Annotated in this window: 25 protein-coding genes; all 25 read right to left on the bottom strand. The window is 33.1% G+C overall.

All coding sequences use genetic code 11. The features are described 5' to 3' along the window. Window positions 1–79: 79 nt before the first annotated feature. The 25 genes from ACI32A_RS00590 to ACI32A_RS00710 all read right to left on the bottom strand — a co-directional run bounded on the left by ACI32A_RS00590 (window position 80) and on the right by ACI32A_RS00710 (window position 22175). Window positions 80–760, bottom strand: a complete 681-nt coding sequence (locus ACI32A_RS00590; protein ID WP_439753078.1) for a lysophospholipid acyltransferase family protein — start codon at window positions 758–760, stop codon at window positions 80–82. Then, complete coding sequence (locus ACI32A_RS00595; protein WP_439753079.1) at window positions 738–1085, bottom strand: holo-ACP synthase; 348 nt, start codon at window positions 1083–1085, stop codon at window positions 738–740. The genes ACI32A_RS00590 and ACI32A_RS00595 overlap by 23 nt, the downstream gene beginning before the upstream one ends. Window position 1086: 1 nt before the next feature. Beyond that, window positions 1087–1509, bottom strand: coding sequence for a 3-hydroxyacyl-ACP dehydratase FabZ (gene fabZ / locus ACI32A_RS00600; protein WP_439753080.1), 423 nt, complete (start codon window positions 1507–1509; stop codon window positions 1087–1089). Window positions 1510–1512: 3 nt separating this feature from the next. Then, window positions 1513–2751 (bottom strand): beta-ketoacyl-ACP synthase II, encoded by a 1239-nt coding sequence (gene fabF / locus ACI32A_RS00605; RefSeq protein ID WP_439753081.1) that lies wholly within the window; start codon window positions 2749–2751, stop codon window positions 1513–1515. A gap of 9 nt (window positions 2752–2760) precedes the next feature. Continuing rightward, a complete protein-coding gene (gene fabG, locus ACI32A_RS00610; RefSeq protein WP_439753082.1) occupies window positions 2761–3495 on the bottom strand; it encodes a 3-oxoacyl-[acyl-carrier-protein] reductase in 735 nt (244 codons plus the stop codon). Continuing rightward, the gene (gene fabD, locus ACI32A_RS00615; protein ID WP_439753083.1) at window positions 3492–4388 is read right to left on the bottom strand and encodes an ACP S-malonyltransferase; all 897 of its coding nucleotides are present in this window, start codon (window positions 4386–4388) and stop codon (window positions 3492–3494) included. Before fabD ends, fabG begins: the two co-directional genes overlap by 4 nt. Continuing rightward, entirely contained in the window at window positions 4379–5452 is a 1074-nt protein-coding gene (locus tag ACI32A_RS00620; protein ID WP_439753084.1) for an NAD(P)H-dependent flavin oxidoreductase, read from the bottom strand. The genes fabD and ACI32A_RS00620 overlap by 10 nt, the downstream gene beginning before the upstream one ends. Continuing rightward, complete coding sequence (locus ACI32A_RS00625) at window positions 5449–6393, bottom strand: nitronate monooxygenase (protein ID WP_439753085.1); 945 nt, start codon at window positions 6391–6393, stop codon at window positions 5449–5451. The genes ACI32A_RS00620 and ACI32A_RS00625 overlap by 4 nt, the downstream gene beginning before the upstream one ends. A gap of 6 nt (window positions 6394–6399) precedes the next feature. Beyond that, window positions 6400–7347: a beta-ketoacyl-ACP synthase III gene (locus ACI32A_RS00630; protein ID WP_439753086.1), complete on the bottom strand. Its 948-nt coding sequence runs from the start codon at window positions 7345–7347 to the stop codon at window positions 6400–6402. Then, window positions 7335–8231, bottom strand: coding sequence for an acetyl-CoA carboxylase carboxyltransferase subunit alpha (locus ACI32A_RS00635; protein ID WP_439753087.1), 897 nt, complete (start codon window positions 8229–8231; stop codon window positions 7335–7337). The genes ACI32A_RS00630 and ACI32A_RS00635 overlap by 13 nt, the downstream gene beginning before the upstream one ends. 32 nt (window positions 8232–8263) lie before the next feature. Further along, window positions 8264–9115 carry an acetyl-CoA carboxylase, carboxyltransferase subunit beta gene (accD, locus tag ACI32A_RS00640; protein WP_439753088.1) on the bottom strand — a complete coding sequence of 284 codons (852 nt, stop codon included), beginning with the start codon at window positions 9113–9115 and terminating at the stop codon, window positions 8264–8266. Continuing rightward, window positions 9102–10463: an acetyl-CoA carboxylase biotin carboxylase subunit gene (gene accC / locus ACI32A_RS00645; protein WP_439753089.1), complete on the bottom strand. Its 1362-nt coding sequence runs from the start codon at window positions 10461–10463 to the stop codon at window positions 9102–9104. Before accC ends, accD begins: the two co-directional genes overlap by 14 nt. Before the next feature lies 1 nt (window position 10464). After that, window positions 10465–10869 carry an acetyl-CoA carboxylase biotin carboxyl carrier protein gene (locus tag ACI32A_RS00650; RefSeq protein WP_439753090.1) on the bottom strand — a complete coding sequence of 135 codons (405 nt, stop codon included), beginning with the start codon at window positions 10867–10869 and terminating at the stop codon, window positions 10465–10467. A gap of 15 nt (window positions 10870–10884) precedes the next feature. Continuing rightward, window positions 10885–11109 (bottom strand): acyl carrier protein, encoded by a 225-nt coding sequence (locus tag ACI32A_RS00655; protein WP_439753091.1) that lies wholly within the window; start codon window positions 11107–11109, stop codon window positions 10885–10887. Between the two features lie 119 nt (window positions 11110–11228). After that, window positions 11229–11675 (bottom strand): MarR family winged helix-turn-helix transcriptional regulator, encoded by a 447-nt coding sequence (locus tag ACI32A_RS00660; RefSeq protein ID WP_439753092.1) that lies wholly within the window; start codon window positions 11673–11675, stop codon window positions 11229–11231. Window positions 11676–11709: 34 nt separating this feature from the next. Next, on the bottom strand, window positions 11710–12612 hold the full coding sequence (locus ACI32A_RS00665; RefSeq protein ID WP_439753093.1) for an iron-containing alcohol dehydrogenase: 903 nt from the start codon (window positions 12610–12612) through the stop codon (window positions 11710–11712). Then, window positions 12599–12775 (bottom strand): hypothetical protein, encoded by a 177-nt coding sequence (locus tag ACI32A_RS00670; protein ID WP_439753094.1) that lies wholly within the window; start codon window positions 12773–12775, stop codon window positions 12599–12601. The genes ACI32A_RS00665 and ACI32A_RS00670 overlap by 14 nt, the downstream gene beginning before the upstream one ends. Window positions 12776–13391: 616 nt before the next feature. Next, window positions 13392–15245 (bottom strand): DNA/RNA helicase domain-containing protein, encoded by a 1854-nt coding sequence (locus ACI32A_RS00675; RefSeq protein ID WP_439753095.1) that lies wholly within the window; start codon window positions 15243–15245, stop codon window positions 13392–13394. Beyond that, window positions 15242–15556, bottom strand: coding sequence for a nucleotide pyrophosphohydrolase (locus ACI32A_RS00680; protein ID WP_439753096.1), 315 nt, complete (start codon window positions 15554–15556; stop codon window positions 15242–15244). The genes ACI32A_RS00675 and ACI32A_RS00680 overlap by 4 nt, the downstream gene beginning before the upstream one ends. 13 nt (window positions 15557–15569) lie before the next feature. Further along, window positions 15570–16571: a DUF2812 domain-containing protein gene (locus tag ACI32A_RS00685; RefSeq protein ID WP_439753097.1), complete on the bottom strand. Its 1002-nt coding sequence runs from the start codon at window positions 16569–16571 to the stop codon at window positions 15570–15572. Between the two features lie 33 nt (window positions 16572–16604). After that, the gene (locus ACI32A_RS00690; protein WP_439753098.1) at window positions 16605–17531 is read right to left on the bottom strand and encodes an ABC transporter ATP-binding protein; all 927 of its coding nucleotides are present in this window, start codon (window positions 17529–17531) and stop codon (window positions 16605–16607) included. Beyond that, window positions 17531–18616 (bottom strand): ABC transporter ATP-binding protein, encoded by a 1086-nt coding sequence (locus ACI32A_RS00695; RefSeq protein WP_439753099.1) that lies wholly within the window; start codon window positions 18614–18616, stop codon window positions 17531–17533. The genes ACI32A_RS00690 and ACI32A_RS00695 overlap by 1 nt, the downstream gene beginning before the upstream one ends. 3 nt (window positions 18617–18619) lie before the next feature. Beyond that, entirely contained in the window at window positions 18620–19552 is a 933-nt protein-coding gene (locus ACI32A_RS00700) for an ABC transporter permease (RefSeq protein ID WP_439753100.1), read from the bottom strand. A 1-nt stretch (window position 19553) separates the two neighbouring features. Beyond that, window positions 19554–20498: an ABC transporter permease gene (locus ACI32A_RS00705; protein WP_439753101.1), complete on the bottom strand. Its 945-nt coding sequence runs from the start codon at window positions 20496–20498 to the stop codon at window positions 19554–19556. 57 nt (window positions 20499–20555) lie between these two features. Next, a complete protein-coding gene (locus ACI32A_RS00710; RefSeq protein WP_439753102.1) occupies window positions 20556–22175 on the bottom strand; it encodes a peptide ABC transporter substrate-binding protein in 1620 nt (539 codons plus the stop codon). Window positions 22176–22197 lie beyond the last annotated feature (22 nt).

A 22197-nucleotide genomic window follows, 5' to 3' on the forward strand; every position in this document is an offset into this window, starting at 1 on the left:
TCATTTCTAAAATCTAACATAGTATTCCTCCTATTTATGTATTCGAAAAAAAAGTAAATTTGTAAAAAAAAAAGACAAATTAATTGTCTTTCAAATGGCTTTTGATGATAGTTTGAACATAATTACTTAATTCTTCTCTTGTCATGTTTTTATAAAATTCAAAAGAAATAGGTGAATCAAAAATGATGGATAAATCTTTTATTTTTTCTTTTACATCTAAACAATACGCATGATTTAATGTAACAGGAATAATGCTGGCTTTAGCCATGATTGCAGGCTGAAATGCTTTATCTTTAAATTCATTCATTTGATTTCCTTTGGATCGTGTGCCTTCTGGAAAAATCAAAATATTATGATTCTTCTTTAAAAAACGTAACGATTCTCGTAACATATGTACATTTCCTTCTCTTGTTTCTCGATTAAAATGAATCGTTCCAATATTCTTTGCCCATCTTCCTAATAAAGGAATGGATTCATTTTCTTGTTTAGAAACAAAAGATAATGGACTGTCACATGCTGCACAGATAACAACTGGATCTAGTGTTCCTTGATGGTTACTAACAAAATAGATTCCCTTTGTGTTTTTTATATTTTCAATTCCATGAATTGTTAAAGAATATCCCATTTTTTTTAATATTTTTTGAGCATAATTATGAACGATTTCATAATTTTGTTCTATTGATTTCTTTTTTCCTTGTATTCCTTTTATAAAAATAACAGGAAAAAAAGGCAGACATTTAATGATTGATAAATACTTCATCTTGACTCCTTTGTATCAAAGCAACGGCCATTGCATAGTCTTTTTCATGTGAAATGGAAATAGAAATGTGATATCCTTCTTTTTTTACAACTGGTTTTTTATTTTCATAGTAAATTTCAAAATCTGTAATTAAACAATTTTTATCCATTGCTTTTACCAAAGCCTCTTTAGCCGCAAAATGGCCTGCTAAAAACTCCAATTGTCTTTGTCCTTTATATTGATCAAATTGTTCTTTTTCTTTTTTCGATAAAATACGCTTTGCTAATGCTTCTTTATTGAATTGAATTCGATTGATTTGAACAATATCACATCCAATACCAATCATTTTAATCTCCTAAAGAACACATGATTTCTCCAGTAGCTGCTACTTTTCCGTCTACAGTCGCCTCTACTTTTGCAAAACAAATACCAGCTCTTTGATTCGTAAATTGTACATGAAGTTTTAATACATCTCCTGGAATGACTTGTCTTTTAAATCGCATTTTATTGATTCCTGCAAAAAATGCAATTTTTCCTTTATTTTCTTCTTTTGACAACAATAAAAAACAACCAGTTTGTGCTAGAGCCTCTACAATTAAAACCCCAGGCATGACATGTTTTTGTGGAAAATGGCCTAGAAATGTCATTTCATTGGCACTGACACATTTAATACCTGTGATTTCTTCTTCACTCATTTCTTCAATACGATCCACTAATAAAAACGGATAACGATGCGGAATGATTTCTTGTATTTGATTTGAATTATACATACTTTATGCCTTCACTTTCTTAAAAATCAAAGACGCATTGTGCCCACCAAATCCCAATGAATTACTCATAACATAATGAAGATCATATGGACGGTTTTTATTAGCAACAATGTCTAAATCACAGTCTTCATCTTTTTCCTGATAATGAATCGTAGCTGGTACTATATTATTTTGAATTGCTTTGATGCAAATAATTGCCTCTATAGCACCATATGCTCCTAATAAATGGCCAGTATTCGATTTTGTGGAAGACATCATAACTTTTTTTGCATGATCTTTAAATGCATATTTTACAGCTTTTGTTTCGGTTTTATCATTTAATGGCGTACTTGTGCCATGGGCATTAATATAATCAATATCATTCACTTTTATTTTTGCATCTTCAATGGCTTTCAACATTGCTTTTGCTCCTTGAATACCTTCTGGACTCGGCGCTGTAATATGATAGGCATCGCAAGTAGCTCCATAGCCGATTATTTCACCATATATTTTGGCATTTCTTTTTTTGGCGTGTTCATATTCTTCCAAAACCAGAATACCAGCTCCTTCTCCCATGACAAAGCCACTTCTTTGTTTATCAAAAGGAATCGAAGCACGATTTTTATCTTCTCCTGTATGAAGTGCTCGCATAGATTGAAAGCCTGCAATAGCTAATGGCGTTATACTGGCTTCACTTCCCCCAGTAATCATAATATCCTGGTATCCATCTCTAATTTGATGAAACGCTTCACCAATCGCATTATTTGAAGCTGCACAAGCCGTTACCACCGAGTAACAAATCCCTCTTGCTCCTGTATCAATTGCTACACTTCCACTAGCTAAATTAATCAATGCCATTGGAATAAAATAAGGAGAAACACGTGAAGGTCCTCTTTGATCCAGTGCCTTTTGACATGTTTCGATGGTATCAATACCTCCAATTCCAGAAGCAATTAAAACCCCCATTCGATCCAAGTCCACTTCTTCTAAATTCAATTGACTATCATCAATAGCTTGTTTCGATGCAATGCGAGCAAATTGAGTAAAACGATCATTAAATTTTAAATCTCGTTTTGAAAAATATTGTTCCATATCCAGATTTTTAACTTCAGCCGCTAATTTTACTTTATAATCCGTCGTATCAAAACAAGAAATAAAATCAATACCACATTTTCCTTTTTCAATAGAATCCCATACTTCTTCTACCGTATTTCCAATCGGGGATACACACCCCATTCCAGTAACAACAACTCTTCGTTTCATGTCTTCCTCCTACATCAACATTCCGCCATTGACTTGAATGACTTGACCCGTTATATATTTTGCGTTTTCACTTGCTAGAAACAAAGCACATTGTGCAATGTCTTCCACTGTTCCAAATTCTTGTAAAGGGATTTGACTTAGCATTTGTTTCTTTACTTCTTCACTTAATTGATCGGTCATCTGAGTTTGAATAAAACCAGGAGCAATCGCATTTACACGAATATGACGCAATCCTAGTTCTTTTGCCAATGATTTTGTGAATCCAATAACAGCGGCTTTACTTGCTGCGTAATTGGTTTGTCCCACATTTCCACATAGACCCACAACCGAAGCCATGTTGATCATGCATCCACTTTTTTTTCGAATCATGAGTTTACTGGCTTCTTTTGAACACAAAAAAGTTCCTTTACAATTCACTTCCATGACATCCATGAAATCTTGTTCACTCATTCTTAAGCACAAATTATCTTTTGTGATACCGGAATTATTAATTAATACATCCAATTTCCCGTACGTCTCTTTTATAACCTTAAACATTTGTTGTACATCTTCTTGTCTAGAGACATTACCTTGCACCAATGTTGAATTCGAACTATATTGTTTGACTTGTTCAAGCGTATCTAAAGCTGCTTGTTGACTGCCATTATAATGAACAATGACATCGTATCCATTTTTCGCAAAACAAATCGCAATGGCTTTTCCAATTCCTCGACTTGCACCAGTCACTAACACATTTTTATTCATAAAGATAGCTCCTTTATATCTTCATAACAATGAATCGAAAATACTTTTACATTTTTATTGGTTTTCTTTACTAATCCAGAAAGCGTATGTCCTGGTCCAATTTCAATAAATGTATCCACGCCTTGAGAAATCATATATTCAATAGATTGATAAAATAACACACTGCTTTTAATTTGACGCGTTAATAAATCCACTATATTTTCTGTTTCCATTTTCCCTGTGACATTAAAAATAACAGGAATTTCTGGATTTTGTATTGGATATTGATGCAATACTTCATTTAATTCTTGGCTGGCTTTTTCCAACAAAGGCGAATGAAAAGCTCCACTGACTTTTAAAGGAATCATGCGACGAACACCTTTTTCTTTTAATGTTGAAACAGCCAGGTCCACGCTTTCATTGGTTCCTGTAATCACAATTTGAAATGGTGAATTATAATTGGCAATGCTACACCCAGCTTGTTGACAAGCCTGTTGAATATCCTCAATTTTCGCATTTAAGATAGCCACCATTTTTGTAGTGTTTTTTTCTAACGCATTGGCCATGATCAATCCTCTTTTCCGAACAATTTCCAATCCATCTTCTAAAGAAAAAACATGAGATGCACATAAAGCACTATATTCACCTAAAGATAAACCTGCTACATAATCTGGCTGGATGCCTTTTTCTTTTATGGCTTCATAAATGGCCATGGAACAAGCTAAAATACAACTTTGTGTATAAGCCGTATTATTTAATATTTCTTCTGGTCCATGAAAACAAACTTCTTTTACATCAAAATCCATTTGAATAGAATCAAATACTTTACGAGAAACGAAACACTGATCATAAAAATCTTTTCCCATTCCAACGAATTGACTTCCTTGTCCTGCAAATAAAATAGCTATTGACATAATTGTTCCTTTCTAACATCCACCATCAATGAATCAATCAAATCTTTTACCGACATCATAGTATCTACTTTGCTTCCATTGACTCCCGTAAAAAACAAGCCCTTTTCTTCGTTTCCTTTAACAGCTTCAATTAATGCACGTGTAATACAATAAGGTGTATTTGCTGGATTGCATGTTTTTAAACAAGACAAACAATGAGAAACAACCTGATTGGATTGTTCATTTACTTTTTTCATATAAGAATTCAAAATAGCTCGCCCAGGAAATCCTGTTGGACTTTTCACAAGTACAATGTCTTCTTCTTTGGCATTTAAAATTTGATTTTTAAATTCTTCACTGGCATCGCATTCATAAGTTGCGATAAATCGCGTTCCCATTTGTACTCCAGCCGCTCCCTTTTTCATATAATGAACAATATCTTTGGATGTATAGATTCCTCCGGCTACAAAAACAGGAATCGATTTTTGATATTTCATTTCATATTCTTTCACAACTTTTAATACTTCTTCTAATATTTCATCTAATTCCTGACACGTATGGTTTTCTAAATCCTTTAATTTAAATCCAAGATGTCCCCCTGCTTTATAACCCTCTATCACAATAAAATCACAGGTTCTATGATAGTGCGAATCCCAGCTCTTTAGAACTAAACGACACGCTTTGGCACTGGAAATGACAGGGGCTAATAAAATGTCGACATCTTTTGTGTATTCTGGTAAAGACAATGGCAGTCCTGCTCCAGAAATAATGGCATCGTATCCGGCTTTGACACTGGTTTTGACATACGATTCATAGTCTTTGGAAGCTACCATAATATTGACAGCTAACAATCCATTTCCATTTGAAATTTTTCTTGCGATTTGAGCGTGTTCAAACAAAGCTTTCATGTTACATTCTTTCGAATTTTTTTCAAAATTCGGATCTAAATACCCGGGATGAGCTGCACTGATGCATCCCATGGCACCTTCTTTCATAACATGTCCTGCTAAATTTGATAACGAAACTCCAACGCCCATGCCTCCTTGAATTAAAGGAAGCCTCAATTCTTTTTTTCCAATTTTCATGATAGTGCCTTTATTATTTTTTCCATTTGTGTGTGTTTCAAAACACAAGTGGAAACCAGGTCTTCAAATATTACTTTTAATGGACGAATTTCATGAATCAAACCAGCAATTTGTCCCATCATTACTGAGCCTGTTTTCATGTCTCCATCAAATACAGCTCTTTTAAGACCACCAAGCGTTAATTTTTCTAATTCCTCTTTATTAGCTGCTTGTTGTTCTAATTTAATATATTGACGCGACATTGGATTTTTTAAAATACGAACCGGTGAATTCAAACTTCTTCCAGTCACCACTGTATCTGTGTCCTTTGCTTTTAGAACAGCTCGTTTATAATTATCATGAATCGGACATTCTTCACTGGCTAATAAACAAGTTCCTACTTGTACGCCAATTGCACCAAAAGACAAAGCCGCATACAATCCTCTTCCATCTCCAATGCCTCCAGCGGCTATAACTGGAATATTCACTGCATCGATTACTTGAGGAAGCAAAGACATTGTGGTTTGTTCCGATACATGGCCTCCTGCTTCACAACCTTCCACAATTAAGGCATCGGCTCCACTTTGTTCTAATCGCTTTGCCAAGGCAACACTTGCCACTACAGGAATTACTTTGGCTCCACTTTCTTTTAACATTTTCATATAAATTCCTGGATTTCCTGCTCCTGTGGTCACAACTGCCACTTTTTCCTGGGCAATCATTTCCATGAGTTCCTTTGTTTGTGGATGCATCATCATAACATTGACTCCAAAAGGCTTATTCGTTAATTCTTTGCAACGAATAATTGCTTCTCTTGCTTGTTCTACACTCATCGCACCGGTTCCAATGATTCCTAAAGCACCACTGTTACTAACAGCAGCTGCAAATTCAGCTGTAGCAATATTGGCCATGGCGCCTTGAATAATTGGATATTTTATATTTAAAAATTCATTCAAAGTCATATTTTCCTACCATTCTAAATAAATTGCTCCACTGGTAAAACCAGCACCAAATCCTGTTAAAACCATTTTCATACCCTTCTTAATTTTTCCTTGTTCCTTGGCCTGGGCTAAGGCAATCGCAATACTGGCAGAAGAGGTATTTCCGAATTCATCTAAATTCACAAAAATACGATCAAAATCAATTTTCATCTTTTTTGCTACATGTTTAAGAATACGAATATTGGCTTGATGTGGAATAAATAAATCAATGTCTTCTATTTTTTGATTCGCTTTTTCTAAAACTTTTTCTATCGAATAAGGCATGGCTTCAATCGCAAAACGAAACACTTCTTTTCCATTCATTTCAAGATACGACATTTCTTTTTCTTGTAAAGAAAGACCCTTACACATTAAAAAACCATCTTTATCTCCTGTACTTTTGGTAAAAGAAACCATTCGTCCTTGATTGGATTTTTGAATCAAGGCAGCTCCAGCCCCATCACCAAATAAAACACACGTATTACGGTCGTTCCAATCTATGATTTTACTTAGTGTTTCAGCTCCTATAACTAAAATTGTTGAATACGTTTCTAACATCATACTTGCCAGGCTTAATCCATACACAAAACCAGAACAAGCGGCATTCAAATCAAAAGATGTACATTCTTGTCCATTCAATCCTAACTTTTCTTGTACTAAACATGCTGTTGAAGGTGTAATACAATCGGGTGTAGTCGTTGCAACAAGAATGCAATCAATTAAAGAAACATCAATTTGCGCATCTTTAATGGCTTTTTTAGCCGCTTCAAATGCTAAATCCGATGTATTCTTTGTTTGTGTGATATAACGAGAATGAATACCCGTTCTTTGAACGATCCACTCATCACTGGTATCCACTATTTTTTCTAAATCCGTATTAAATAGTTTTTTTTCAGCTTTAGCATATCCACATCCAATAATTTTTACATTTTCCACACAGGAACCCCCATCTTTCTAAATTTTTCATATCGTTTTTTTACTAATTGATCGGTTTTCATTTTTTTCAAAGATTTGAGTTCTTTGTCAATATATAAATAAAGAGCATCCAATGTTGATGAAAACGATTCTTGCATGCCCTTTTCATCTTCAAACACAATATGATCAATGATTCCCTTTTGATACAAATCAAAACTCGTCATCTTCATGACTTGACTTGCTTCTTTAGCACGAGATTCATCTTTCCATAAAATACTGGCAAATCCTTCTGGACTTAGAATCGAATATACTGCATTTTCCAGCATAACAATACGATCCGCTACACTCAAAGCCAATGCTCCCCCTGAACCTCCTTCCGATAAAACAACACAAATAATCGGTGTTTTTAAGTCAGAAAAAGTATAAAGACAATCCGCAATAGCCTGGGCTTGCCCTCTTTGTTCGGCTCCCTTTCCAGGATAAGCACCTGCCGTATCGACAAAAGTAATAATAGGTCGATGAAATTTTTCGGCTTGTTTGGCCAATCGAATGGCTTTTCGATATCCTTCTGGATTTACCATTCCAAAATTCTTTTTAATATTTTCTTCGATATTTTTTCCCTTAGATTGGGCCATAACAGTCACTGGCTGATCATTAAACATGCCGATTCCACCAATGATAGCTCCATCATCGCCGTATTTACGATCACCATGAAACTCTATAAAATCCGCAAACAAATATGGAATAAAGTCTTGTGCTTTTTTTCTTTCACTAGCTCTTGCCAAAGTAATTCGTTGCCATACATCTAATGAATGCATATTGGATTTTAATAAAGCTTCAATTTTTTCTTCTATTTCTTTATACAACCCATCCGTTACGTTACATTCTCTTTTTTTTCTTCCCATAAACGGATGGTTTCTTCGATTTGTATATTCATTTAGAATCTCCCATGAAATTGTAAAATTGAATACAATGTTTGTTTCAAGTCTTTTCGATTCACAATTAAATCAATAAATCCTTTTTCTAAAACAAACTCTGCTTTTTGAAAATTATCTGGCAATTTTTCTTTGATTGTATTTTCGATGACACGTTTTCCCGCAAATCCTACTAAACAATCGGGTTCTGCAATAATGATGTCACCCAACATCGCAAAACTTGCGGATACACCACCTGTTGTTGGATGTGTCAATACACTGATATACAATTGACCTTGTGCATCTAATTTTTTTAATGCTGCACTGGTTTTAGCCATTTGTACTAAAGAAACAATGCCTTCTTGCATTCGTGCCCCTCCACTGGTACAAAAAATAATGAGAGGCATTTTTTTCTTGATTGCCATTTCAATACATCTTGTGATTTTTTCACCGACAACGCTTCCCATGCTTCCCATCATAAAACCAGAATCCATCACAGCTAAAGCAAAAGAAATGGATTTGATTCTTCCAATTCCACACACCACGGCTTCATTTAATCCCGTTCTTTTTTGGGATTCCAATAATTTTTGATCATAGCCTGGAAAGTTTTCCACATTTTGTGTGATATAATTTTTATCTATTTCCTTAAATTCATCACAAATTTGACGAATTCTTTCTTTTGCTCCTATTCGTAAATGATGATTGCATTCAGGACAAACAAATTGATTGATTTTTAAAGCTTTAAAAGAAATATTGGCATGACACTGTGGACATTGTTTAAAAACATGATCCGGGATTTCTTTTTTTACAGCTGGTTTTTTTCGATTTCGATGAAATAAAACCAATTGTTCTTTTCGCATCTTAAATAGATTCATTTTCGATTAACTCCTTCATACATTCACTGGCAAAAGAAGTATCATATTTTCCTTCAATAAATTTTTTATTATGCAATACAATATAGTGAAACGCTTCATTGGTTTGTACACCATCTAAAATAAATTCCTCTAAAGCCACACGCATTTTTTTTATGCACTCCAATCGAGTGGTCGCAAAAGCAATGATTTTACAAATCATGGCATCGTAATACGGTGGAATCGTATATCCAGCATAAACAGCTCCATCTATTCGAATGCCTTTTCCTCCTGGTAAATTTAAGAATTGTATCGTTCCACAAGAAGGTGCAAATTGTTTCGAAATATCTTGTGCATTAATTCGACATTCCAATGCATAACCATTTTGTTGAATATCTTTTTGTTCAAAACAAAGTTTCATTCCATTGGCAATACGAATTTGCGTTTTGACTAAATCAATGCCTGTAATCATTTCCGTAATAGGATGTTCCACTTGAATTCTTGTATTCATTTCCATAAAATAATACGAACCATTTTGATCTAACAAAAATTCAACCGTTCCCACTGATGTATAACCAACGGCTTTACAAGCCGCAATGGCATCGTTGCACATTTTTTGACGAATTTCCTCGTCTAAGACAAAACAAGGTGCTTCTTCTATCATTTTCTGGTTTCGAATTTGAAAGGAGCAGTCTCTTTCATAGAGATGAACTACATTTCCATATGTATCCGCAACAACTTGTACCTCAATGTGTTTGGGATTTTGAATATATTTTTCAACATAGACATCATCGTTTCCAAAACAAACTTTTGCCTCGGCTTTGGCTTCTTGATACAATGATTCAAAATCTTCTATACGATAGACAATGCGCATACCTCTTCCACCACCACCGTTACAAGCTTTAATAATAACGGGAAAACCAATGGATTGTGCTAATTGAATGCCTTGATGCAAAGAAACTGGTTCATTACATCCTTGTATAATAGGAACACCTGCTTGCTGCATCGTCTTACGAGCTTGGGTTTTATTCCCTAATTGTTCAATAACCTGGGCTTTGGGTCCAATAAAAATAAGTCCACATTGTTCTACTAAAGAAGCAAATTGAGCATTTTCCGATAAAAAACCAAAACCAGGATGAATCGCATCACATCCTGTTAAACAAGCCGCTTGAATAATATTAAACATATTTAAATAGCTTTCACTGGGCTTGGGTCCACCAATACAAATGGCTTCATTTGCTAATTGAACATGCAATGCTTCTTTATCGGCTGTTGAATATAATGCCACAGTTTCAATGTTCATTTCTTTGCAAGCTCGAATAATGCGAACCGCAATTTCTCCTCGATTGGCAATACAAATTTTATGAATCATATTAGTCTCCTAAAACAAACAATGGCTGATCATATTCCACCATTTGTCCATCTTCTACCAATATTTCCTGAATAACTCCATCTTTTTGAGCTTTCATTTCATTCATGGATTTCATGGCTTCGATAATGCACAACACATCTCCTTTTTTTATTTGTTGTCCCACTTTCACTAAAGACTCTTGCCCTGGCTTCAAAGAAGCATAAAACGTTCCAACTAAAGGTGAATTCAATGTTTGTTTCTGTTTCTGTTCTTGTTTGGTTTCTTCTTTTGCTACATGTTCATGTGATACAGTTATATTGTCTTTCTTTTCCAAACGAATTTTAAAAGAACCTTCTTCTAAGTCCATACTCGAAATTTTACTGTTTTCAAAAATCGAAATGATTTCTTTTATTTTTTCTGTATCCATTTGTCAATACTCCCGTTATTGTTTAGAAGCAATCAAATCCATAATATCTTGTACAGTTTTTAAAGCCGCTAATTCTTCATCTTCAATTCGAATATCAAATTCTGTTTCCAATTCAAGAGCTAATTCCACAGCAGCTAATGAATCAATATCTAAATCTTCACTTAAATTCGCTTCTGGTGTAACTAAATCACGATCTACATTAATCGCATCTTCTAATACATCTTTAATCTGTTCTAACATAATCATTCCTCCTATACTTTGAATATCAAAGCAATTTCATTATAACCTCTTTGAACTTCAAAGTAAATAGTTTGAAATTCAAATTTTTAAGAAACTCAAAAAAAACACCTTTTCAGGTGTCAGTCTTTTCCATATTGTTCACTAAAATAATCTAAAATATTTTTTAAGGAATCAATTAATACTTTATTGTCATCTAATTTCAAATCCGAAATAGCTTTATCAATCATAGATTCATGGAACTCATCATGAATCTTTAAAACCTCTTTAGCTTTGTCTGTGACTTTTAAACGAACCACTCGTCCATCTTTTTCATCTTTATATCGTTCTACGTATCCCTTTGAAACCAATGTCTTCACATTGGTTGTTAAAGTTCCCTGGGTAATCATAGAACGCTTTGCGATATGAGACATCGTATTGTCACTGGCTTTTTCAATGGACTCCAATAAATGTACTTCACTCATCGACAATTTGACATTTTTCTTTTTTAAGTTTCTTTCTTCTATATAGAGAATGTAGTTAAACATTCCAACTAATAATTCATTGATTGTATGTTTTGTATATTCCATATTGTTTTCCTTTCAAAGTACATAGTATTATACACTATTTGTCAACAGATTCTTCGATGATTTTCTGAATTTCTTCTTTTTTAAAAGAAACACAAGCTGTTTTCCATTTACTTTGTTTTTGACAAATCAAAAAAAACAATTCTTCTTTATTTTCTAATTTTGGCTTATGAATATATAAAGACATCCATTCTTTAAATGAAACAATATCCATACCCAGTAAATCCAAAACTTCTAAAGCAAACGGATGTCCTTTCAAAGCAATTACTTCAATAAAAGAAGAAAGATAAATACCACAGGCAATACCATGAGGAATATGATAACGACACGTTAAATCATAACTCAAAGCATGTGGAAGACTGGTTCCTGTTTGTGCAATGGCCATACCTGCACAAGAAGAAATCCACATGAGTTTTTCATAATCAAAATTTTGTGTTTGAAAAGAAGACATAATATCTTTAAACATGGATAATCCTTTTGCACTGATCATTTGACTGGCAGCATTGGCTTTCATATTTAAATGACTTTCTACTAGATGACAAAGCGCATCAATGGCAGTTTGAATAATCAGTGAAGCAGGCGCACATTGAAGATATTTGGCATCCACAAAAGCATATTTTGGCCAAATATCATGTGAAATACTGCTTTTATAATATCGAGAAGGAATCGATAAAACTGCTTTAGAAGTTACTTCTGATCCTGTTCCACATGTTGTTGGAATACAAATGACATCTAAATACGATAAATCTTTCTTTTGATAAAAACAGTCTTTATTTTCTTTTGGATTTTTGATTAATAAAGCAATGGCTTTTGCTGCATCCATACTAGAGCCTCCACCCAATCCAATCACATAATCCACATTATGTTCAATTCCAAATCGAGCCCCTGTTTCACATATATCCACACTTGGATTTTCATCAATTCGATCAAAAATGTACATAGTCTTCTAAAATGGAAATGACATCTTGTAGAGATCCATTTATTTTTGATGATTTTCTTCCTGTAACAATTAAAGGTTTTTTTCCACAACTATAAAATTTTTCTTTGTGATTTTGAATACAATTTTGTTCTAAATAATATTGAACCGGCATATAGAAATTCATATTTATTCTCCCAATTTATTTTGTTTATTATACCATTATTCCCAAATTCAATTCTAAATCTCACATAATTTTCCATAGTCTTTTTATAAAAAAAAGTCATTTATTTTTTATACTATAACCGTAAAAGATAAATACCTTTTACGAATAATTCATAATAATCTTCAAAATTCTCTCTTCTCTAAAACTTAAAAACAGCTCAAAAAGCTGTTTTTATTTTATATGTACTATGCATTCCATATTTCCCAAAATTCATACTAAAAGTCACACAATTTTCCATACTTTTTTTATAAAAACTTGTTATTTGTTTTATATAGTATAAGCGTAAAAGGAAGATACCTTTTACTAGAAAATTAATAATAATCTTCATAATTCTCTCTTCTCTAAAAACTTAAAAACAGCTCAAAAAGCTGTTTTTATTTTATATGTACTATGATTCCATATTTCCCAAAATTCATACTAAAAGTCACACAATTTTCCATACTTTTTTTATAAAAACTTGTTGTTTGTTTTATATAGTATAAGCGTAAAAGGAAGATACCTTTTACCAAGAAATTAATAATAATCTTCATAATTCTCTCTTCTCTAAAAACTTAAAAACAGCTGAAAGAAGCTGTTTTTATTTTAATCGACTTTTTAAATATTCACTCAACTTTGTATCTATACAATAAATATAACATCCCTTTTGTCCACGAGTTAATAAAGTCCGATATGTATTTTTTATGATACGATTTGCTATTTGAAGAGCTTCTTCTTTATTTTTCTTATATAAAGTTTTTAAGCCTTTGATAGATTGATCCGTCTTCGCTCGTTTTGTGAAATCCGTAATGATTCCATCTTCATAACGAAGATCCTCTCCAATGATGACACCCACATAATCAAATTCCAAGCCCTGACATGTATGAATACAGCCCATTTCATGAACCGATTCAGGATCAATAGCCCAGGTATTTGAAGAACCTAAATTCCATGACATACCAAAATCACCAATTTGAATATCATGAACCTGACTGTCATTCTTTCCTTCTTTAATCCAGTCCCAGCAATACCCAGCGACCATCCTTGATTTATTATTGATTTTATTTTTTTCTTCAATCAATTGTTTCACTTCTTGTGGGCTGTCACAAATACGAATGTCATAATCAAAATTAAATTCATCACTATAATCTGGATGAATGTCTAATACAGAATCAATCCAAGATACATACGAATCCGATCCACTGCATCGAAATTGAGAAACAAGCGTATCTTCAAAAACTTCTGCTTTAAAAAATTGTGCCCATTTTTTAATTTCTTCTGTACTTCCAATGTCTTTGGTCGTCACTCTTTGATCATCATCCACAAAGAAAATGGTAACCTTAGAAGCATGAATCATTTCTTTCACCTGGTTTTCTCCTAAGTTTTGAAACATCCCCGATTTTTCATTTAATCGATGGGCTTCATCCACAATTAAACAATCAAAATCATTATTCATTGATTCGGTAAAAGCACCTGAGCCTTTAAACAAATGATCAATATATGCTTTTCGATATTTTCCTTCTGTTAATTTTTTTCGATATACTTCTCTAGGCGCTGCATTTTTTGTAACATACATTACATTTTGATCACAATTTAAAATGGCCACTAACATGTTGATAGCTAAAACCGTTTTTCCTGTTCCAGGACCTCCATGAATAATATAGACTCTTTTTTTATTTTGTTGTTGTTTTACAATTTCAATAGCTCTTTCAAAAACAACTTTCTGATCATCAATTAACGTAAATTCCCGTTTACCTTTCAACATACTCGATAAATTATCCTGTAAAGACTTACTTGGAATAATTTTTCCGTTTTCAATATGATAAAGTACATCTGAATTACCTTTTTTGATGTATTTCGAAATAAAAGAAGCCAATTTATCGGTGTCTCCTCGAACAAAGATTGGTGCTTTTTTTATATAATATTCATAACAAGAATCCAATAAATCGTCTTCTTGTTTCATTTTATAATTATGAAGATATGCACAAGGCTGTAAACAAATCTTATATTTCCGCACATCTTCATTATAGTCTTGAATCATACTTACATACGACCAAGCCTGATACGAAGGATGCGTTGTTTCTACTAAATGTCCTTGCAACTGTGTTTTCACAATAGCTTCTTTTGTTGATACTTTTTTTACATCCTGCCATTGCTTCAATTCTACAATAACAGCACTTTCTCTTTCTTTTTCATCTTGTCCACTGACAATAAAATCCACTCGTTTATTTGAATTCGGGATTCGATATTCAATCGCAATTTGACTATCTTCTGGAATGCGTTTATCTTCCATGACTTTATACATATACTGCATAGAATTCATCCATGAAGCATATTCACTTTGGGCTGTTTTTTTATGGAGTTTTTCTAATACTTTGGCTTCGATTTTATCTTCTATGACATCGGTATGTACATCTAAAAGAAATTGTTTCTTTGTTTCCTGGTATACAATCATAATTCTGTATATTTTTTCGAATTTCCTTTTGATTTTTCAACTGGATACTTTTTCTTGTTTTTTTCAAGCTTCTGTAAAACAATCTCTTCTAAGTCAACATCCAACGCATCTGCCATAATGATGCAATAATTTACTACGTCCGCTAATTCTTCGCAAACGGCTTCTTTGTCATAGTCATTATTCCATTGAAAACATTCCAATAATTCTCCGGCTTCAATCGCAATAGATTTTGCGAGGTTTTCCGGAGAATGAAATTGATTCCAGTCTCTTTCCTGATTGAATTTTCGTATTTGTTGAATTGCGTTTTTCATATATCTATTATATTCAATATTCACTTTCATGTGTCATATAAAATGAATGAATTTGTTCAGTATATGCACTTAAATCAAAAGTTGCGCTGATTTCAATAATGGAATCATCTATTTTTAAAATCATGGCATCGTTTTCTTTTTCAATGGAATAAATATATCCATCTTGAATTGGTGTATTTTCTTGTGTTAAATGTGATTGTATAAAATATTCATAATATGAGTCGACTTCTTTATTTATTGTATAAACACATGAAAATAAAATATCGTCTTTATTTTGATCTAAAACAGATTGTGTATGAACAATTAAACTATTTGCACAAGACATAGAATCTTGTGTGGATTCTTTATCAAAAAAAGAAAGAGTTAACATATTAGAGTCAGTGGGCATTGTTTTTCTTGAAACAAAGTCAAGAATGCAGCCAACAGGGACACACAACAAAGAAACAATCAATAAAATAACAGCCAGATTTGTCAGTATTGATTTTTTTATGGGTTGTTTCGCTTTATATTGAATCCCGTGTATATATTTTTTTAATGTGAAACAAAACAAAGAACTAATTAAAGTGAATGGAATCAGGCTTAAAACAATGAGTCCATTGGTTAAGACAAATTGAATGTCTTTGTTCAATAAGAAAGAAATACAAAGAATCAACAAAAATATTTCAAATAAAAGAAATACATTTTGTCGAATCCAATATTTTTTCAAATACTCTTGAATTTGTATTTCTCTTTCTTTTGGATAGTTTTTATTTGTTCCTTTAAAGAAAATCATTCTTCCTTTTTTTCCGCAATACGAATAACCATATCGATCATATAAATCCAGCAATTCTCTTTGAGCTCTTAATTTATTGCCTTTTAAGATATCCATTCGATAGAAATAACGTTTTTTATTGTTTTCGAATCGAATACTATATCCTATTTCTATGGGATTGTATCCCTTTTTGGATTGCTCATTAAATTCTTTTTCGATATTTTCTTTTTCAAACATATCTTGTATAAACAACTTTGCTTTCATATTCTTCACCTATTCCATAATAAAAGAAGTCAGCTAAAAAGCCAACTTCCATTGTTCAAATTCTTCATCTGTTGCCAGAACATAGTGTGTATCCGATACAAAATGTTTTGTCCCTTTATTATAATCAATACCACTTGAATTATAATCATAGGAATACGATTTTCGTTTCTTTTCAATTTTGGGATTTGGTTGTGGGATAGCCGATAATAATGACTTTGTATATGGATGCAAAGGATTCGCAAAAATTTCTTCACTCGTTCCAGCTTCTACTAAATGACCTAAATGAAGAACACCAATTCGATCACTAATGTACTTAACCATTGATAAGTCATGTGCAATAAATAAAATAGATACCCCTGTTTCTTTTTGAATTCTTTTCATTAAATTCACAACTTGTGCTTGAATAGAAACATCCAAAGCACTGATGGCTTCATCCGCAATAATTAAGTCAGGATTCATAATCAAAGCACGGGCAATTCCAATTCTTTGTCTTTGCCCTCCTGAAAATTGATGTGGATAACGGCTTGCGAATTCTCTTGATAAGCCTACAAGTTCTAACATTTCATAGATTTTTTCGTTTCTTTCTTCAATGGATTGATAATTTTTATGAATATCCAATCCTTCTCCTATAATGTCTATAACCTTTTTTCTTGGATTTAAACTTGCCATGGGATCTTGAAAAATCATCTGCATTTTGTTACGTAACTCTTTTATGGATTCTTTTGACATTTTATTAGAAATATCTTTTCCATTAAAAATAATTGTCCCACTCGTTGGCTTATATAAACGAATAATGCTTCTTCCTGTTGTAGATTTACCCGATCCAGATTCTCCTACCAATCCATAGGTTTCTCCTGGATAAATTTCGAAGGAAATGTCATCAACCGCTTTAACCGTAAAATTTCGATTGATTTTAAAATATTGTTTTAAGTGATCAACAACTAAAATGGGTTGTACCATTATTCATTTCCCCCTTTCATTTTTTCTAATCGACGAGCCAATTCTTTTGGCATTTGGACTTTAGGTGCCATCGGATGCATTAACCAGGAAGCCACTTTATGTGTATCACTTCCTTTTACATCAAACATAGGTGGCTCCAATCGAAGGTCTATATTCAATGCATAGGCATTTCTTGGTGCAAAAGCATCGCCTTTGATTTCATGAATCAGGTTTGGAGGGGTTCCCGGAATGGTATATAATTCATCGTCATCGGTACTTAAATCTGGCATAGAAGACAATAAACCCCATGTATATGGATGACGAGGATCATAGAAAATTTCATCAATGGTTCCGGTTTCTACAATTTTTCCGGCATACATCACATTGACATAATCTGCTACTTTGGCTACAACACCTAAGTCATGTGTGATATAAATAACAGATAAATTCTTTTTCTTTTGAATGTCTTGAATTAATTCCAAAATTTTTGCCTGAATTGTAACGTCCAAAGCTGTTGTTGGTTCGTCACAAATCAATATATAGGGATCACATGATAAAGCAATCGCAATCACGACACGTTGACGCATTCCTCCTGATAATTGATGAGGATAGTTTTTCATTCGTTTTTCAGCATCTACAATTCCAACTTCTTCTAAAAGCTCAACGGCTTTCGCATAGGCTTCTTCTTTTGTTTTATGGTAATGATGAATCATAGGTTCCATGACTTGATTTCCTATAGTCATCGTCGGATTTAAAGAAGTCATTGGATCTTGAAATACCATGGCAATTTTTCGTCCACGAATTTCTTTTTGAAGAAAATCTTCACTGGCTTGTACTAAATCACAGCTTTTATCTTCGCCTGTAAATTCATCAGTCCAGCGATATAGTATGCTTCCCTGGTCAATGGAACCATTTCCCGCAATAATTCCCATGACAGCTTTTGTAGTTACGGATTTACCAGATCCAGATTCTCCTACAATGGCAATGGTTTCTCCTTTTTTTAAAGTTAAATCCACTCCACGAATAGCTTTTAATTGTCCTGCATCTGTTTTAAAAGAAATATGAAGGTTCTTGATATCTAATATTGTTTCTTTGTTTTGTATCATAGACTACATCTCCTTCATTGTCGGATCCAATGCATCTCTTAATCCATCTCCAAATAAATTAAAACTCAACATCAAAATCGAAAAAATGATAACGGGAATAACCATTTGATATGGATATACTGTAATTTTGTCGAATCCATCATTGATTAAAGTTCCTAAAGAAGCTGCTGGAATTGGTAATCCTAATCCAACAAAAGATAAATAAGCTTCATAGAAAATCGCATTTGGAATGGACATCATAACCATGATAATTAATTGCGAATAAATATTTGGAAGTATTTCTTTGAAAATAATAAAGAAACTACCTGCTCCAAGTGTTCTAGAAGCCAATACAAATTCTTCTTCTTTAATTTTTAGAACTTGTGCACGTGTAATACGACTCATCCCAATCCATTCCGTAAATGATAAAGCAACAATAATAGTAAATAAACTCGATTTCATAACCATTAATAGAAGTGTTAAAACAACTAGTGTTGGAATAGAATTGATGATTTCCTGTATTCTTTGCATAATGGAATCAACTTTTCCGCCAAAATAACCTGAAATCAATCCATAAATCATTCCGATTACTACATCAATAATAATAGCTACAACGGCAATAAATAATGAAATACGTGTTCCCTTCCATGTACGAACAAACAAATCTCTTCCATAGGTATCTGTTCCAAAGACGTGTTGAGCACATGGTTTCATATTCGCAATGGCAGTATTAATGTCATCAAATTTCCATGAAGAAAGCATTGGCGCAAATATCGCAAACAATGTAATGACAAAAATACAAATAAAACCAATCACAGCTCCTTTGTTTTTACAGAAACGACTTAATGCATCTTTCCAAGCCGGTTTAGAAGGCGTTACTTGATCGATTTCAATATTTTGTTTGTCACCAACAAATTCAAAATCATCGGCTTTGAATTCAATATTCATATCTATCATATTATTCATCCTTTCCTAATCGAATACGTGGATCAATAATTCCATAAGACACATCAATAATCAACATCATTAAAATATACATGGCAGCATATAAGAAGCTGCAAGCCAAAATAATATTGATGTCTTTGGTTGTAATGGAATTCACCAGTAATTTTCCAAGACCTGGAACTGAACATATTTTTTCTACAACCATCGTTCCTGTCATTAAATTAACTAAAATTGGCCCTAAAATCGTAATTACAGGAATTAAAGAATTTCTTAAAGCGTGTTTTAAAATCAATGTTTTTCGATCCAATCCTTTTGCCTTGGCCAATGTCATATATTCTGAATTCAATACCGAAACCATTTCTGTTCTTGTAAATCGAGCTACATTGGCTATTACACCAACTGATAAAGCGGCAATTGGCATAATAGAAGAAATAACGGCGTTTCTTGAGCTATAACCTGTTGGCAGTATTTTTAATTTAGATGCGAAAACAATTAAAATCAGCATCGCAAAAACAAAAGATGGAATGGATACACCTAATACCGAAATAGATGTAGCCAATGTATCCCAGATTGTATTTTTATGAAGAGCTGCAAATACACCTAGAATCATTCCAATAATGGTTCCAATCAAAACGGCCATTAAACCATAAATGAAAGAAATTTTTGCGGCTTTTCCTACCAGAGAAGCGACTTTCATGTCTTTATACATGTTGTAAGACACTCCAAAGTCTCCTGTTAACATAGATTTCACATAAATTATAAATTGTGTAGGAATGGGTTTGTCCAATCCGTATTTAGCTTCAATCGCGGCTCTGGCTCCAGCCGATAGTTTTTCATTATTGATAGGAGAACCTGGCAAAAATTTAACCATAAGAAATAGAACAATCAAAATAATGAATAAAGTTACTAATGAAATAGCGAGTCGTTTTCCAATATATTTTAATGTGGATTTGTTCATATATACTCCTTTCAGTACGCAAATAGGCACAATTCAATTGTGCCTATTTCATACGATTTACTTAAATTCAACGAATTGGAATGTATAAGGAACACCAACTGGACGAACAATTAATCCAGTTACTTCTGTATTTTGAAGAGTGGCTGTACCTTTTTCAAATACAGGAATATAACCATAATCATTTAATAAAATTTCTTCAGCTTGTACCATATAATCCCAACGAGTTTGTGCATCCGTTTCAACCGCAACTTTATCCATAAGAGCATCGTAATCAGCATTTGAATAATGTCCATAGTTGTTGCTGTTTCCAGTGATAGCTAATGTTAAATAAGTAGTAGGATCGGCATAGTCTGGTCCCCAACGAGTACAACAAATATCGTAGTCACCATTCTTTTGTTTGTTATAGATACGATCTTGTTTTGTTGTTGCAACCATTTCAATATTCAATCCATCTAATTTAGAGAATGCATTTTGTAAATATGTTGCGAAAATATCCATTGGTGATTCATCTGTTCCATATAACAAACGAAGCGTAATTTCAGATTTACCTAATTCTTTTAAACCAGCATCCAGTGCTGCTTGCGCTGCATCTAAATCATAAGAAGTAAATTCTTTTGCATCATCGCGGAAATCTGTTCCACTTGGACTAATTGATAAACCAGTTGGAACAAATCCTCTAGCTGTTGTAGAACCATCTTTTAATACATTTTCACACAAGTCATCACGATTGATTGCCAAGGATAAAGCTTTACGAACATTTGCATTAGCTAAGTCTTCATTTTCAAAATTAATTGATAAATAGAATAAATAACCATCATTGATAATTGCATAATAATCTTCAGAACTATATTTATCTACTAAGTCTGAGTTAATTGCTGCAAAATCTGTTTCACCATTTTCAAATGAAGCCGCTGCAGTTGCAGGATCTTGTACTAACTTCATTACAACGTTGTCAATTTTTACTGTATCTGCTGCATAATAAGTTTCACTCTTTTCAAATTCAGCAACACTTCCTGGTTCCCAGTTTGTCATCACAAAGGCACCATTTCCTAAAATTGAATCCGCTGATTTACCATATTGATCACCTTGTTCTTCACAGAATGCTTCGTTGATTGGATAGAAACAAGGGAATGTCATTAATTCATCAAAGAATTGAACAGGAACTGTTGTTTTGACTTCCAATGTTTTATCATCAACGGCTTTAACTGCCATTTTATCAAAATCTTCGTCTGTTAATTCTTCTCCATTGTCTAATTTGTCACACATTTCAGTGGCACCTTCAATTGAAGCAATACCATTACCAAACATGTAATAATAATTACCTACATTCTTAAAAATTCGTTTCCAGGCATACACAAAATCATTGGCTGTAACATCATCTCCATTAGCCCATTTCGCATCTTCACGAATCTTATATGTATGTGTTAAACCATCTTCACTTACACTTGAATCTTCGGCAACACCATATACAACATTACCATCTGCATCCAGTGTCATTAATCCATCAATTACAGCGTGCATGGCTGTAAAAGAACATCCGTCATCAGCATCAGATGAATCCAGGTTCTTGATGTCTAATTCACTTGAATAAACATATGTGTTTTCTGAGCTACTTCCACATGCCACTAAAGATAGAGACATAAGGGTTGCTACAATCATAGAAATCCATTTTTTCATATTTTTTCCTCTCTATTTGTTT

Origin of the sequence: Floccifex sp. (assembly GCF_051873555.1) — a bacterium.
In the GTDB taxonomy this organism is placed as follows: Bacteria; Bacillota_I; Bacilli_A; order Erysipelotrichales; family Erysipelotrichaceae; genus Floccifex.